We start from the raw sequence: 15,174 nt of genomic DNA, 5'->3' as shown, positions 1-15,174 counted from the left end.
TCCTCGGTCTCTCGTTCCAGGAGGGCAGGGGTCAGACCGTCACCGGCTCGTACACCGAGATGTGCCGGTGGGAGCGGTGTTCGAAGGCCGACCCGAGCCAGTCCTCGTAACGCTCCACCAGACGCATACCCGCGACACGCGCCATCAGATCCAATTCGGCGGGCCAGGCGTACCGGCTGATCTCCGGCGTCTTGCGCAGCTCGCCCGAACGCAGGTAGGCCTGCCCCAGAGCGGCGATCTGGTTGACCTTGTCCACCTGGATGCTGCACAGCAGCAGGGACTCCCGGTCCAGGTGCTGCACCATGGTGTCCATACCGGTGGGCAGGGAGTGGAAACGGGTGGGCTCGTAGACCTCGATCACGAGCCTGCCCTCGTCCTTGAGGTGCCGTCGGGCGTTCTCGAAGCAGGCGATCTGCTGCTCCTGGGAGGGCACCATGAACAGGGTGTTGATGGCGATGAGCACGGTGTCGTGGACGCCGCCGCAGTCGACCGTGGTGAAGTCCCCGAGGGCGGAGGTGATCTCCCGGTCACCGGCCTTCTCCATCAGGACGTCCAGCATCCGCTGTGAGGCGTCCACCCCGTGGACCCGCAACCCCAGGTCGGCCATGGGCAGGGCGATCCGACCGGTGCCGACGCCGAACTCCAGGACCGACCCGCCCTCGGGGGTCCGGTCCCGCACGAACGCCGCGGCCATGCCCGCCTCGGGGGTCTCCGGGTAGATCAGGTCATAGATGTCGGCGAGTCCCTCGCCGTACACGGACGGGTCGATCCGCATGTTCCGCTCCTCCTCGTGCCACCGGTCTGGCTTCACGTACAGGAATAGCGGCGGCGGCTATCCCTTCCCTATTCCTCCGGCTATCACCTGGGGGGACACCGCACCGAGGAGGACTCCGCCGAAGGCGTCCTCCCGGAAGAGGGCCCGGGTGGCGCGCGCCACCCCGGGAACGGTCACGGCGCGCAGTTCGGCGGGGATCCGCCACAGCCAGTCGGCGTCCCGTCCGGCCGACAGGACGGACACCAGAACGTGGGCCAAGGTCGTGGGCGAGTCCAGGGCCGAGAGCATCTGGGAGACGCAGTACACCCGGGCCGCCTCGACCTCGGTCCCCCCCGGCGGCTCGGTGACCGCCAGGCGGGCCTGCTCGCGCAGGTCCTCCGCCACCCGGTCGGCGAGTTCCGTCCGCACCCTGGCGCGGACGTAGACGCGGGGACGGTCCAGAAGGACGTCCCGGCCGACGACCGCCGCGTAGAGCCCCTCGGTCCGTCGCGCGAGCCGGGAGGCGTGGTAGCCGCCGAAGACCGCGGTGGCCAGGTAGCGTTCGGCCTCCGTGGGCCCCGCGACGGGCTCGGGGGCCGACAGGCCGACCCACACGTCCCGGGCGCCGGGGACCGGCAGCCGTTCCAGTCGGGTGCCCGGGTCGACGGGCACGGGGACGGCGCCGCCGCCCGGCCACCGCTCCAGAGCCGTCCGGGCCCGCTCCGCCACCGGCCCGGGGTCGAGGTCGCCGACCAGGGTCAGCACGGCGCCGGGCTGGGAGAGCATGCCGCGGGCGATGTCCTCGGGCCCCGGGGCGGTGGCGGTGTCGTCCGCACCGCCCAGCCACAGCAGCCGTTGGAGGTCGTCGAGGGTGCGTTCGCTGGTGCGCGGGACGGGCGGGACGGGGCCCCGGAAGCGCAGGCCGTCGGGCAGGACAGCCAAGGCCAGGACGTCGACCCACGCGGTGATCCGGGCGGGGTCGACGGCTCCGGACACCATCAGCCACTGGCCGTCGGTGGACACGGTGAGCCCGCCCCGCAGGGAGCGCCGGGCGGCCTCCTCGCGGATCCGGTCGGATACCGCCGCCACCAGCGCGTCCACCGCTCCCGGCCGCGACCAGCCGACGGCCCCCAGGGGGATGCGGGCCCGCACCTGAGCGGTTCCGGTGCGGTCGTCGTGGACGGTGACCACCCGCGTGCCGGTGGCTGTGCGGACCTGGGCGTGTTCGGGCACCGCGACCTCATCCGCCGGCCCCGGCGGGGGCGGGGTGCGGGGTCCCCGAGGGGTGCGGGCGAGGACGCGCGCGCCGGGTCCGGTCGGCGCGGTCCGGGACGCCGGGGCCGGCGCCGGCCGGGTCCGTTCCGGTCCCGGGGCGATGACGAGCGCGGCCACGGGTGCGCGGGCGGCGTCCCGGGCGGCACGGGCGACGGCGCTCCGGTCGGTGCGGTCCAGCAGGTCGGGGATCTCGCCGACCGTCTCGGCGCGTCCGAAGAGGATCTCGGTGCGCCCCAGGGCCCGGCCGTGTTCGACGAGGGATCCGTGGTGTTCCCGGTACTCGTCGACGAGGGCTCGGACGGTGTCGGGGACGCCGGGCACCGCACCCGTGCCCCAGGTGTCCAGCAGGGCGCGGAGCCGGTCGAGCCGGGCCTCGGGCGAGGTGTCGGCGGGGAGCACCCCGCTCAGGACCATGGCGTCGGGGGCGAGGGCGTCGAGCGGCGCGAAGAAGCCGCAGGCCGCGCCGAGTTCCGAGGTGCCGTCGGGGGCCCGGTGGGCGTCCTCCACGAGCCGGGCCAGGACCATGTGGGCGACGTATCCGGGCAGGTCGGCGGAGGGGTCGGGCAGGGGTAGGCCGAAGGCCACGGCGGTGGCGGGGATCCTCGGTTCGGTGTGGCGCGCCCAGCGGTCGGCGACCGGCGGCGGTTCGGCGGTGTCGGGCACGGGGACCCGCTCCCGGGGTGGGATGTCCCCGAAGTGGCGGTGGATCGCCGCGAGGGCGCGGCCGGGATCGAACGCGCCGGTGACCGTCAGGACGGCGTTGCCCGGTGTGTAGTGGTCGTGGAAGAAGGCGGCGCAGTCGTCCACGGTGACCGAGCGCAGGGCATCGGCGTCGCCGTACCCGTCGTGGGCGTTGGCGTGGCGGGAGTACATGACCCCGGGAAGCAGCGGCCAGGGCAGTCCGCCGTAGGCGCGCCCCCGCGTGGCCCGTTCGATCTCCTCGGCGACCTCCTCCAGTTGGGCGGAGAGCCCTTCGGGGGTGAAGGCGGGGGCGCGCATCCGGTCCGCTTCGTGGAACAGCACGCGCTCCAGCAGGGGCTCCGGAACCACCTGGTAGTAATCGGTGTAGTCCTGGTGGGTGGTCCCGTTGACGATGCCGCCCACCTCGTGGACATGGGTGCGGAAGGTGCCCCGGGGGACGCTCTCGCTGCCCTCGAACATGAGGTGCTCGAAGAGGTGGGCGAAACCCTCCCGGCCCGGCGGCTCCGCGCGGAAGCCCACACCGTAGTGGACGGCGACCGCCACGCGGCTCCAACGTCGGTCGGGGGCCAGCAGGATCCGCAGTCCGTTGTCCAAGCGGGTGCGGAGGAACCCGCCCCGTCGCATGCGCGTGTTCACTTCGCCTCCGCGTCGATGAGGTGCCCCACGAAGTCGGCGTACTTCGGGACCAGGTCCGGCGCCGCTTCGGTGTAGGTGCTGAAATCATGCGTGTGCAGGACGGTGCGCAGGGCCGCCCAGCGGTACCAGTGGGGACCGAGATCGTCCCCGTACCCCTCGAAGAGGGCGGTGAGGAGCGGCTGCCAGATCTCCCGTCCCCGGCCCATCTGCCAGGCGAGTTCGGTCAGCTCGCCGACGGTCCAGCCGAGATCGAAGACCGGGGGGCCGGCGGACAGGTCCTCCCCGGTCAGCAGGACGGCGGCGGCGCCCTCCCCGCCGGGGACGAGGGAGCCCAGCCCCGGGGCCCCGTGGCAGAGGGCGGGTGCGGCGGCCAGGAGTTCCCCGTACCAGTCCCGGAGGAGTCCCCACCGGCGATCGCCGAGCCGTTCCCGGGCCGCGCGGCCCGCGGCGTCCACGCGCTCCGGGGCCGGGTCCGCCAGCCACCGGCCGAGCCGGTCCAGTCCGCGGGGACGACCGAGGGCGGCCGTCCCCTCCGCGGGGGTGATCCCGTGCAGGTGTCGAAGCATCGCACCGAGTCCGCGCAGGTGGACGGAGAGCCCCGGTCCGCCGCCACCGTAGAGGAGACGGCCGGCCACCGTGTCCGGGCCGAAGGCCCGGTACAGGCGCCCCTCCCCCACCGGGGTGCCCAGGGCCAGGCGCAGACCGCCGACCCCTTCCACCGCCGCCGTCTCCAGGGCGGGGTCCGCCGAGATCCGGGCCGGGGCGAAGGGGGCGGGGGCGTCCGGGCCGGGCCGGCGGACCCACACGAACCCGTTCTCGTCGCGGCTCACCGTCGTGCGCAGCAGGCGTGTGCCGTAGGAGCGCAGGACGGTCCGGTCCTCCTCCGCCTCCAGAACGTCGATCACGTGTCCCTCCCGGTCCCGACCGGCGCGTCGGCGGCGCCCTCGACCGTGTCGGGGGCGCGGCCGGCGGCCAGACGCTCGTGGAGCGCGGACAGCTCCGTCAGGCAGTGGGGGAACAGGGCGGGCGCCCACGCGTCCCGTCGGCCCGTGGTGATGCTGACCCCGGGTTGCGGGGGGACGACCACCACGTTGGGGCGGCTTCTCAGGACCCGCAGGTGCTCCTGGTGGGCGGGGCTCTGCGCCCCGCCCGGCGGCAGCGCGGGGGCGATGGCGATCGGGGCCGTGGTGCACTGGGAGGCGAGCAGGGCGGGCGAGTCGCCCCGGCCGAGCGCGAACCGGGCGGTGAAGTCGAAGGTGGCGGGGAAGATCAGCACGGCGTCGGCCCACTCGGCGAACTCGACGTGGTGGGCGGTACCGTCTCCCTCGGGCCAGACGTCGTCCCGGACCTCGCCGCCGAACCGGCCGCCGACCGCGTCGGAGGTGAGGAAGCGCCGCGCGCTCGGAGTGAGGACCAGGCGCACCTCCAGATCCTCGTGGTACAGACGCAGCCAGGTACCCCAGAACGGCAGGTCCGCGGCGGACACCGAGCCGGTGACGACGAGCAGGAGGCGGGAGAAGGGCAGGGGGAGCGTCGGATCCGGCTCGGCGTCGGCCGACGGGGCGGGCGCTCCCCGGGACTCCGGCGGGACGTTCACCGTTCCACGCCCTTCAGGATGGCCTCCAACTCGCGCAGCGCGGTGGCCGCGCCGTGGAGCTGGCAGACGCCGCTCACGTTGAGAACGACCTCGTCGGCGCCGGCTTCGTGGTAGGCGTCCAGGTCGCGGGACACCTCGTCGCCGGTGCCGTAGAGGAACGCCCTGCCCTTGATGAGCGCCTTGGCGGCCTCCTCCGGCCGACGCACGTCGACGTGGATTCCGGACCGGCCCAACATGTCGACGTAGTGCGGAAGGGACATGTGGGCGAGGTTGCTCGCCAGGGCCAGACGGACCGGGTCGCGGTCCTCGCCGGCCAGGGCGACAGGGGTCATGCACACGATGCGCGGCATGGGACGGCCCGCGCGCTCGGCCCCTTCGCGCACGGCGGGGACGATGGTGTCGCGCACGTAATCCGAGGTCGTCAGCCAGGTGATCACCGTGTCGGCGACCTCGCCGGCGAGACGGGCCATGCCCGGCCGCAGGACACCGAGGCCGACCTCCACCGGCGGGGAGGGCAGCGAGGGCAGCCCGCCGGAGCACTGGAAGTACTCGCCGTCCACGTCGACGGAGCCGCCGTCCAGGAGACCGCGGACGATGGTGACGTACTCCCGGGCGGCCTTGATCGGGCTCCGGTAGGCCCGAGGCATCAGGCCGTCCTGGAAGATCGCGGCGGCGGGTCCGAAGCCGGCGACGAACGGGTGGCCGGTGATGGCGGCCAGGGTACGGGCCTGGAGCGCGGCCTCCATGGGGTGGCGCAGCGGCATCAGGGTCACACCGGTCGCCGAGGGCACCCGGAACCCGGCGGCGGAGACCGCGGCGAACATCTGGTGGGGGTCGACGGCCGTGGTCTGTCCCTGCCACAGGCGTGCCGCGGAGGTCCATTGGACCAGCGCCGCGTACGGCAGGAGCTGTTCGGGCCGCAGGGGGGCGACGGGGGCGAGAACGGAGTAGTCGGGCACGGTCGGCTCCTTAGATGAGGGAGGGCTCGGGGGCCGTGAGCGTCTGGCCCTTGACCAGGGCGGCGTAGGACGGGCAGTCGTCGAGGAGCCGGTCGTGGGTGCCCTGGTCGACGACGCGCCCGTCCTCCATGACGATGACGTGGTCGGCCTGGCGGACGGTGGAGATGCGGTGCGCGACCACCAGGACCGCCCGGTCCCGGGCCAGCTCGTCCACGACGGAGCGGAGTCTGGCCTCGCTGAGACTGTCGAGCTGGGAGGTCGGCTCGTCCAGGAGGACGAGGCGGTCGTCGGACATGAGCGTCCGGGCCAGGGCCAGGCGCTGGCGCTGGCCGCCCGACAGGTCGGTGCCGTTGCCGAGGCGGGTGTCCAGACCGTTGGGAAGGGCACGGACGACGTCGTCCAGGGAGACCTTCTCCAGGGCCCGGTAAAGCTCGCCGTCATCGGGGACGGTGGTCAGTCCCAAGGTGAGATTGGTGCGGATGGTGCCGCGTAGCAGGGTGAACCGCTGGTCGACGTAGCCGATGTGTCCGCGCAGTTCGTCCAGGGGCCAGGCGCCGTGGTCCCGGCCCAGAACGTCGATGCGACCGGCGTCGGGCTCCATGAACCCCTCGATGAGTCCCAACACCGTCGACTTGCCGGCGCCGGAGGGGCCCACGATGGAGGTCAGACCGCGTGCGGGTACGCGCAGATCGACGCCGCGCAGCACCGGCTCGTCGTCGTAGGAGAACTCCACTCCGGTGAAGTGCACGGCGTTCCCTCGGGCCGCGGGGTCGGTGGGGGCGGTGGAACGGCCGCCGCGGTCCTCCTCTTCCAGGTCGAACACCTCGTTGAAGCGTTCGCGGGCGGCCAGGCCGGCCTGGAGGGTGGAGAATCCCGAGACCGCCGTCATCAGCGGCGTGGCCAACTGGAGCAGGTACATGAGGAAGGCGACGAAGGCGGCCAGGGTGAGGTCGCCGCCGACGAGCCGCACACCACCGCCGATGAGGACGCTCACCAGGGCGATCTGCTGGCCGAGGTTGAGGATGGGGGAGAGCATGCTCTCCAGGCGCGCGACGCGGATCTCCACGCGGCGGACCCGGTCCGCCTCTTCGTCGAGTTCGCCGAGCACCCGGTGCTCGGCGCGGCCGGCCTTGATGATCTGGAGGCTCTCCAGGGCGTCCACGAACCGCTCGGACAGGGTGCCGAGCGCTCCTTGGAGGACGGTGTAGTGGCGTCGCAGGGCCACGATGACCGCACCGACCGCGACGATCGCGACGGCGAACGCCGCCAGGGTGACGAGGAGCAGCACCCAGTCCAGGATCGCCATGATGACCATGGTCCCGAGGAGCATGAGGAACGCCATCGGGAGCTGGACGGGGCCGACGTCGATGGCGCCCTTGACGCTGGCGGCGTCGGCGGTGAGACGGGTGGCCAGGTTGCCCGTGCCCAGGCGCTGGGTGTCGCGGATCCGGGCGCGGAACCCGTGTCCCATGGTCCGCACGCGCAGGCGGTAGATCATGCCTTGGGCGGTCCGGGCCAGCAGGTAGGACGACAGGGAGGAGGTGACGGTGGCCCCCAGTCCGATGGCGACCAGACCGATGCCCCAGACCAGCAGGTCCCCTCCGGTTTGGAGCGCGGAGATGAGTCGGGCGGCGACGAGCGGCAGCACCAGGGTGGCGGCGCCCGATACCAGGGCCAGCAGGGCGACGGCCGCGACCGTACCGCCGTTGCCCTTCACCAGTTCGGGGAGGATTCTGTAGTGGTTGCTCGGTACATCGTTCGCCATATCGCGACTCCAAGCGTTCGGTCCGGGGTCGGCCCGGGGGACCCGGCCCGCCGGACGGGGGGAACCGTCCGGCGGGCCGTCAGGGACGGGTGTTCTGGTCGGAAGCGGTCAGCAACCGCTGTCGACGGTCGCCTTGCTGGCCAGGTAGCTGACGGTGAAGGCGCAGAAGGTGGTGGTCGCGGCGGGGGCCTCGGTCCGCGACTCGACGCCGATGTCCTCGGAGTCGGCCCATGCCCGGTAGCCGGACACCAGCTCCACGATCTCGTTCGACTTGTCCATGGGGACCTTCTCTCGTGCCAGAACGGTGGTCAGCAACCGTCCTCGACGGTGGCGCGCGTGAACATGTAGCTGACGGTGAAGGCGCAGAAGGTGGTGGTCGCGGCGGGGGCCTCGGTCCGCGACTCGACGCCGATGTCCTCGGAGTCGGCCCAGACCTGGTATCCGGACACCAGTTCGACGATCTCGTTCGACTTGTCCATGGGGGGAACTGTTTCCTTTCAGGGGGTGGAAGGTGCGCCGGCCGTTCCGGCGCACCGTTCTTCCTTCTCTCGTGTCGGCCTCGGCCGTCGACGCGCCCGCGATGCGGGCGGGGATCAGCAGCCGTTGGTCAGGGTGGCCGCGGAGGCGCCGCTGACGACGGAGATGCAGACCTTGGAGCTGGCGATGGAGGCGGCGCAGATGGGCGAGGTGCTGGCGGCGGGGGCCGGGCTGTTGGCGTCCACGTTGACCTCGGTGGCGTCGGCGTAGGAGGCGTAGCCCTCGACCAGGTTCAGGATCGCTTCGTTCTTCTGCATTTTCTTCATCTCCTCGTTCGATGGTTCTTCTCTGGTGTGGAAACAGGGGACGGGGTTCTCACCGCATCCCCTGCAACCGCCCCAGAGGGGGGTGCGGGTATCTCCCTAAAGGTGCTCGGAGGCGTTGCGCGCGGGGTTCCCGAATTCGACGTTCGCCTCGGCGAACTTGCGTCGGGCGACCTTCGCCAACGGCTCCCCCTCCTCGATCGCCTCGATGAGGGAATCGACGATCAGGTAGGCCCGGTGCTGGCCGAAGCTGAGGCCCTGGAACGCCTTGCGGGCGTCGGCCGGCTCCCAGGCCGTCGCCAGGCCGGGGGCCAGGCGTTCGGCGAAGGCCGGCGTCTCGTCACCCAGTTCGGGGGAGCCGGCCAAGAGGTCGACGATGCCCCGGGTGTGTCCGGCCGACTCTTCGGCGAGGTAGACGACCAGGGCGTCCCTGCGCGGGTAGAGGGCGGGGGTGGACAGGACCTTCGTCCGGTAGAAGGCCCCCGATCCCTCCAGGTGGGGCAGGAGGCGGCGCCACACCGTCTCGGCCCCCTCGATGTCCCTCAGGTGGAGGTACACCCGCAGGATCGCCCCGGCCCCGCGCGAGCTGCGGGTGCCGTCCACGAAGAAGAATCCGGGCGACAGGAGCGCACGGTAGGGGCGCACCCGCACCGGTACCTCCTCACCGGGGACGGGGGTGTCCGCGTCCGCCAGCGCGGAGAGCGGGACGCGCACCCGCACGCCCTCCCGCAGGACGACGGCGTGGTCCTCGCCGATCCCGAGCAGGGGCAGGCGCTCCCGGGTCCACTCGTGGGGGACCGCGTCGGCCAGTCGCCGCTCGAACCCCTTGTCCCGTGCGTGGTAGGGCAGGGCGGGCTCGTCTTCCCCGCGGCCGGCGTGCAGGACGTCGTAGACCTTGGCGGACAGCTCCTTGCGCAGTTCGTAGCGGCTCGTGGCGTGGACGGAACGGCCGTCGACGGTGGCCGACACCAGGTCGGGGTCGATGGTGATCCGGTCGAACAGCCCCGCCACCGGCGGGGGGAGGGTGAGAGTGCTGGGACTCATCCGATCTCCTCGAATCCGAGAACCGCGCCGAAGCGGTCCGGGGTGATCAGGGCGGAGCGGCCGACCCCGGCCGCCGCGCGTTCGATACCCGTCAACTTGGTCCTGCGGGCTGCGCCGGCCAGCAGCCGGTCGATGGTGTGCCATCCGGCGAAGGCCGTGGCCCGTTCGACGAACTCGGCGTCCACCTCGGGGCGGACCCCGCGGTACCCGCGCCAGAAGGCGTTCACCACGGGGGAGACCCGTTCGATGCCCGCCATGCCCCGGGCGAGGATCTCCTCGTGGGAGATGTCGTCGACGATCGGCGGCTGGCCGCCGCGGTCGGTGACGATGTCGAGGATGCAGCGGTAGAGCCATTCGCCGGCGAAGGCCCCGACGTCGCGGGCGGCGTCGCCCAGGCGGAACTCCTCCCAGTCGGCGATGTGGACCCGGTCGTCGGAGATGAGGAGCTGATCCATGCGGAAGTCACCGTGGACGGGGGTCCGGGGCGCCAGGGCCTCGCGTTCGCGCAGCCGGTGGACCGCCTCGGCCAGGGGTGCGTCCTGTTGGAGCAGGCGCCAGGCCTGTACCTCCGCGAAACTGAGGGTCTCGAACAGGGCCGAGGGCAGCGCGGTCAGCAGGACGGTGGAGGGAAAGACCGAGGGAGAGGTGTCGATCTCCGCGTCCGGGGAGACGGGGGCGGAGTGCACCGTGCCGAGCGCGTTCCCCACTCGGCGGGAGATGTCGGTGGTGAACTCCTCGTCCACCATCAGCTCGGCGCCTCCGTGCGCGGCCGCGACCGCCTCGTAGACGACGATCCCGGTGTCGGTGTCGTGTCCGAGCAGGTCGGGGACGGGGAACCGGTCGGTGTCCGCGAATCTCTGGAAGGAGGTCAGGCGGCCGAGGCGGGTATCGCGGTCCTCGCCCAGCAGCCGCTTGACGAAGACGCGCCGGCCGGTGGTGGTACGGCCGATCCAGACGGCGTTGCGGCCGGCCGGGGAGACCAGGTCGTCACGGACGAACCTGCCCAGTCCGAGTCGGTCGAGGAAGTCCTCCACCTCGGGTGACCCGTCGAGGTCGATAGGGGCGAATTCCGGTTCCTTCTTCCCGGTCGCCGGTTCCTTCATTGCCAGAGTCACGAAAACCCCTGCGGTGATCGCACTGCTCTCGAACGCGAAGCGATTTCTCGTTCCGCGGTCCCGCTTCCGGCGGGCTCGATGAGAACGATGCCGGACCGGAAGGGCGGGGAAAGGCAGGTTTCCGGGGCAATGGAGAGGCGGTATCGGCGCGTTTCTGCCGCTTCGACGAAGAACCTGAGGTCAGAGGGGTGCGATCGACCGGGAGAAGGGTGCGGAAGAAGGGGGACCACCTCCGTTCGGAGGCGGTCCCCCCGTGGCGGGAGCGGTGGAGGAGGTCAGCGCGTCCCGGCCAGCAGCCGTTCCTCCGCGCCGTCGGGCAGGCCCACCGGCGGGCGGTCGGGCCGTTGCGGGGCGACACCGCCGAGGGAGACCAGCCACTCCCAGGTGTCGGCGACGGTCTCGGCGACCGGCCGACAGCACAGCCCGGTGGCCAGTGCCCGGGAGACGTCGTTGTCGTGCAGGGCGGCGTGCGGTTCGCCCGGCGGAACCCACACCGGAAGCTGCGACCACGGCTCCACCCCGGTCCGGGCGATCAGCTCGGGGGTGAGCCACACGGGTTCGGCGTCGGAGCCGGTGGCATCGACGCAGGCCGCGAGCAGGTCGCCCATGGTCGCGTGTCCGGCCGGGCTCACCAGGTTGTGCGGACCGGACACCCCGGACGCCGTGGCGTCCAGGGTCCACGCGGCCAGGTCGCGGGCGTCCACGTACTGGAGGGGCAGGTCGGCGGGCCCGGGCGCCGGGAAGGGGCCGCCCCGGGCGATCCGGTTCAGCCACCAGGGCAGTCGGCCGATGTTCTCGTGGGGGCCGAGGATGAGCCCGGCCCGCGCGGACAGGGAACGGTCCCCGAAGGCGGCCTCGACGGCCAGCTCGCCGCCGCGCTTGTCCGCCGGATAGTCGGTCCCGTCGGACTCCGGGTCGGCCTGGACGGTGGGCCAGGTCTCATCGGAGCCGGGGTCGGAGGGGTAGGCGTAGACGGAGCAGCTGGAGATGTAGGCGTAGCGGCCGACCCGGTCGGCCAGCAGCCGGGCCGACTCGTGGACCACGCGGGGCGCGGCCGACCAGGTGTCGACGACGGCGTCCCACTCGCCCTTCTCCAGTGCGCCGAGGCCGCCTCCGGTCAGCCGATCCCCGTGGAGCGCGGTCGCGCCCCGGGGAGCGGTGCGGCTCCCCCGGTGGAACACGGTGACGTCCCACCCCCGCTCCAGGGCGTCCTCGACGATCGCGCGTCCCACGAATTCGGTGCCGCCCAGTACGAGAAGTCTCATGACCGGCAGTCTGTCCGGTCCCGCCGGAGCGCGCCAGGGTCTCCTGCCACGGGCAGAATCAAGAGCACCACGGCGGCCCCCTGGCCGGACACGGGCGAGGAGTCCGCGCACCGCGCCGTGGAGGGGCGGCGCGAACCGGCCCGCGAGGGCCGTCACCGGCGGGCCCCGCCCGACCCGATCATCGCGGCCACGGCCGGGACCCACGGGGCGACCGTGCTCCACCACGACGGGGACCACCACCTGATCGCGGATGTCACGGGCCGGCCCGGCCCGTGGACCGTCCCGGCGGGCACGCCCCGATCCCTTCCGAGGTCGACCGCCGTCAGTCCTCGTCCTCCGGTTCCCGCACGTCCTTCGCGGTGACGACGGTCCCGAGCGCGACGGTCGGCGGCCCCGTCGCGGCCACGCGGGCGGCGCGGTCCGCCAGCAGGACGCGTTCGCGTTCGTTGCGGGTGAGGGCGGCGGCGCGTTCGAACTCCTCCCGGGCCTCCCCGGCCCGACCGAGACGCTCCAGCAGGTCGCCGCGGACGGACGGGAGCAGGTGATAGCCGTCCAGGGTCGCGGAGTCGCGCAGGGCGTCGACGATCTCCAGGGCCGCCTCCGGGCCCCGCGCCATCGACACCGCCACGGCCCGGTTGAGCTCGACCACGGGCGAGCCGGTCTCCCGGGCCAGGGCCAGGTACAGGGCGGCGATGACGGTCCAGTCGGTGTCCTCGTAGGCGAGGGCCCGCGCGTGTTCGGCGGCGATCGCCGCCTGGAGCGCGTAGGGGCCGCGCGGCTGTGAGGGATCCGGCGGCAGCGACAGCATCAGCGCCCTCATGCCCCGTGTGACGAGCATCCGGTCCCACCGCGACCGGTCCTGGTCGGCCAACGGCACGGGTGACCCGTCCGGGGCCACCCGGGCGCGGAACCGCGAGGCGTGCAGTTCCATGAGCGCGAGCAGCCCGTGGACCTCGCGTTCCCCGGGCAGCAGCCCGGCGAGCACCCGGCCCAGCCGCATGGCCTCCTCGCACAGTTCGGGGCGGATGAGGTCCTCCCCCGAGGTCGCCGTGTACCCCTCGTTGAACACCAGGTAGACGACCTCCAGCACCGAGGCCAGGCGGGCGTCGCGGTCCTCGCCGAGGGGCACCTCGAACGGCACCCTCTTGGCGGCCAGGGTGCGTTTGGCCCGCACGATGCGCTGGGCGACGGTGGTCTCGGGGACCAGGAAGGCGCGGGCGATCTCGTCGGTGGTGAGCCCGCCCAGCATCCGCAGGGTCAGGGCGACCCGGGCCTCGGTGGACAGCACCGGGTGGCAGCACACGAACATGAGCTTGAGCAGGTCGTCGCCGTAGTCCTCTTCGAGGACGGCGTCGAACTCGGCCCGCCCGTCGTGTTCGACGATCTGCCGGCCGAGTTCGACCATGCGGTCCTGGAAGCGTTCGTCGCGACGCCAGCGGTCGAGGATGCGGCGTTTGGCGACGGTGGTCAGCCAGGCCCCGGGACGCTCGGGCACCCCCTCCTCCGGCCACTTCTCCAAAGCGCTGACCAGCGCGTCCTGGGCGAACTCCTCGGCGAGGCCGACGTCGCCGACCATCCGGGTGAGCGCGGCGACGAGGCGGGCCGACTCGATGCGCCAGACCGCCTCCACCGCACGTCGGGCATCGGTGTGACTCACGGGCCCATCAGAGCATCACGGTCCGTGCCGCCGCAACCCGGACGGACGCCCCCCTGAGGTCACGGTCGCGTGCGGTGGCCTCCCCGGACGGGCCGACGGATCAGGTGGAGGACGGCCGGTCGGCGTCGGTCACCCCGTGGGCCGGGCCCACCGGAGAGGCCACCGCGCATCCTCACGGTCAGCCCTCGTGGGCCTCGTGGGCGTTGTGCGCGCGCAGTTCGCGCTCGCGCTCCTTGAGTTCCTCGGGCATCTCGTCGCCGAAGTCGTCGGTGTCCATGATGCGGCGCAGCACCAGGTTCATCTCGGTGGGGTCGCCCGCCGGGGGGTGGGGGCAGCGCTTGGCCCACTCCACGGCCTCCTCGGGCGAGGACACCTGGATGATCCAGTACCCGGCGATGAACTCCTTGGCCTCGGCGAAGGGGCCGTCGGTGACCCTGGCCCTCCCGTCGGAGAAGGTCACCCGGGTGGCCTCGGTGGAAGGGGCCAGACCGTCCCCGGCGAGCAGCACGCCGGCCTTGACCAGCTCCTCGTTGTAGGCGGCCATCGCCGCGAAGATCTCCGGGTTCATCTCGACGTTCGCCTCGGCCTGCGGGTCGGACATGATCGACATCATGTAACGCATGGTGTTCGCCTTCCGGATGCCGTGGGGGCCTCTCCCCCGCTCTCACCCGTTCGTCGAACGGGGTCGGCCCGGATCGACATCCTTCCCGAATTTTTTTCCGCGCGTGTGAAGTCGGCGCGAAACCCGCCACGCATGATGGTGTTCGTCGGACGGGGGACGCCTCCGGCCGGCGCCGCCGGAAGGAGCCCGGGTGATCGGCGACGCACGTCACCGGGGTCCGTCCGCCGGCCCGTTCCTCCGGACCGGAGCACCGGAGACCACCGCGACACCGCGGGGACGGGGCATCTGGAAGGGCGGCCCCACCGGTCGTCCGGGATGCCCCTCCCCCTTCTCCGTGGTCAGGCCCGTCTCCGACCACCCGACCCGGAGGCGCCACGGGACGCCATGTGAACGGGGACGGCGGGACCGGCCAGCGCGGAGAGCCAGGACCGGCTCAGGGAGACCGTGGCCGGGTCGGCGCCACGCCGGATCAGCTCCTCGCTCAGCTCCGGATGTTTGATCATCCGGTCCGCCCGGGTCATGAGGCCGACGTCGCCGCGGAGCAGGACCGCCCGCACGACCGCGCCCTCGACGTCCGCCCGGGTGTCCGCCGCGAACGGGCTGTGGGAGGTCGGCAGGAAGGGGCCGGTGTACCGGTCCAGGGCCTCGTCGAGCCGCCCCTCCCGCACGAGCCGCAACAGGTCGAGGACGTCGAAGCGAACCCCCTCGCCGAGCGTGTAGCAGGCCCTCCGCTTGTCGTAGCGGACCGGGACGCCCGCCTTGCGCGCCCGCATGGCCAACGTCGGCAGACTCGACGGGGCCGGCTCGGCCTCGAAGAGCTCGACCACCACCCGGTCGCGGTGGACGCATCCGTTCGACAGCGCGATCAACGCCGCCAGTTCCACGGCCCTGCGGTTGACCACGCTCGCACCGTCGACGGTGCATCGGCCCAGCGTCGCCACATCGACGGTCGTCGCCATATCACTGCCTCCTCCGGTCGCCGG

General features: G+C 72.7%; 15 protein-coding genes. All 15 read right to left on the bottom strand.

The features are described 5' to 3' along the window. Window positions 1-31: 31 nt before the first annotated feature. The 15 genes from PWG71_RS17090 to PWG71_RS17020 all read right to left on the bottom strand — a co-directional run bounded on the left by PWG71_RS17090 (window position 32) and on the right by PWG71_RS17020 (window position 15,150). The gene (locus PWG71_RS17090) at window positions 32-775 is read right to left on the bottom strand and encodes a class I SAM-dependent methyltransferase (protein WP_274810741.1); all 744 of its coding nucleotides are present in this window, start codon (window positions 773-775) and stop codon (window positions 32-34) included. A 57-nt stretch (window positions 776-832) separates the two neighbouring features. Continuing rightward, the gene (locus tag PWG71_RS17085; protein ID WP_274810740.1) at window positions 833-3,367 is read right to left on the bottom strand and encodes a M16 family metallopeptidase; all 2,535 of its coding nucleotides are present in this window, start codon (window positions 3,365-3,367) and stop codon (window positions 833-835) included. Further along, window positions 3,364-4,272: a phosphotransferase gene (locus PWG71_RS17080; protein WP_274810739.1), complete on the bottom strand. Its 909-nt coding sequence runs from the start codon at window positions 4,270-4,272 to the stop codon at window positions 3,364-3,366. Before PWG71_RS17080 ends, PWG71_RS17085 begins: the two co-directional genes overlap by 4 nt. After that, window positions 4,269-4,964, bottom strand: a complete 696-nt coding sequence (locus tag PWG71_RS17075; protein WP_274810738.1) for a flavoprotein — start codon at window positions 4,962-4,964, stop codon at window positions 4,269-4,271. The genes PWG71_RS17080 and PWG71_RS17075 overlap by 4 nt, the downstream gene beginning before the upstream one ends. Further along, window positions 4,961-5,923, bottom strand: a complete 963-nt coding sequence (locus PWG71_RS17070) for an LLM class flavin-dependent oxidoreductase (protein ID WP_274810737.1) — start codon at window positions 5,921-5,923, stop codon at window positions 4,961-4,963. The genes PWG71_RS17075 and PWG71_RS17070 overlap by 4 nt, the downstream gene beginning before the upstream one ends. A 10-nt stretch (window positions 5,924-5,933) precedes the next feature. Then, window positions 5,934-7,688 carry an ABC transporter ATP-binding protein gene (locus tag PWG71_RS17065; protein ID WP_274810736.1) on the bottom strand — a complete coding sequence of 585 codons (1,755 nt, stop codon included), beginning with the start codon at window positions 7,686-7,688 and terminating at the stop codon, window positions 5,934-5,936. Window positions 7,689-7,796: 108 nt separating this feature from the next. Next, window positions 7,797-7,967 (bottom strand): hypothetical protein, encoded by a 171-nt coding sequence (locus tag PWG71_RS17060; protein WP_274810735.1) that lies wholly within the window; start codon window positions 7,965-7,967, stop codon window positions 7,797-7,799. Window positions 7,968-7,996: 29 nt separating this feature from the next. Next, on the bottom strand, window positions 7,997-8,167 hold the full coding sequence (locus tag PWG71_RS17055; RefSeq protein WP_274810734.1) for a hypothetical protein: 171 nt from the start codon (window positions 8,165-8,167) through the stop codon (window positions 7,997-7,999). Window positions 8,168-8,281: 114 nt separating this feature from the next. Next, a complete protein-coding gene (locus PWG71_RS17050) occupies window positions 8,282-8,482 on the bottom strand; it encodes a hypothetical protein (RefSeq protein ID WP_274810733.1) in 201 nt (66 codons plus the stop codon). 105 nt (window positions 8,483-8,587) lie between these two features. After that, on the bottom strand, window positions 8,588-9,532 hold the full coding sequence (locus PWG71_RS17045; protein WP_274810732.1) for a T3SS effector HopA1 family protein: 945 nt from the start codon (window positions 9,530-9,532) through the stop codon (window positions 8,588-8,590). Next, on the bottom strand, window positions 9,529-10,647 hold the full coding sequence (lxmK, locus tag PWG71_RS17040) for a class V lanthionine synthetase subunit LxmK (protein WP_274810731.1): 1,119 nt from the start codon (window positions 10,645-10,647) through the stop codon (window positions 9,529-9,531). Before lxmK ends, PWG71_RS17045 begins: the two co-directional genes overlap by 4 nt. A 275-nt stretch (window positions 10,648-10,922) precedes the next feature. After that, a complete protein-coding gene (locus tag PWG71_RS17035; RefSeq protein WP_274810730.1) occupies window positions 10,923-11,912 on the bottom strand; it encodes an NAD-dependent epimerase/dehydratase family protein in 990 nt (329 codons plus the stop codon). 322 nt (window positions 11,913-12,234) lie between these two features. Then, window positions 12,235-13,569, bottom strand: coding sequence for an RNA polymerase sigma factor (locus PWG71_RS17030; protein ID WP_274810729.1), 1,335 nt, complete (start codon window positions 13,567-13,569; stop codon window positions 12,235-12,237). A 178-nt stretch (window positions 13,570-13,747) separates the two neighbouring features. Continuing rightward, complete coding sequence (locus PWG71_RS17025; RefSeq protein ID WP_274810728.1) at window positions 13,748-14,191, bottom strand: YciI family protein; 444 nt, start codon at window positions 14,189-14,191, stop codon at window positions 13,748-13,750. Window positions 14,192-14,529: 338 nt separating this feature from the next. Then, window positions 14,530-15,150 carry a hypothetical protein gene (locus PWG71_RS17020; protein ID WP_274810727.1) on the bottom strand — a complete coding sequence of 207 codons (621 nt, stop codon included), beginning with the start codon at window positions 15,148-15,150 and terminating at the stop codon, window positions 14,530-14,532. Window positions 15,151-15,174: the final 24 nt, after the last annotated feature.

This window comes from Nocardiopsis sp. N85 (assembly GCF_028882275.1).
In the GTDB taxonomy this organism is placed as follows: domain Bacteria; phylum Actinomycetota; class Actinomycetes; order Streptosporangiales; family Streptosporangiaceae; genus Nocardiopsis; species Nocardiopsis lambiniae.
Note: the sequence above shows the minus strand (reverse complement) of the source record. Positions and strands in the feature narration are given on the sequence as shown.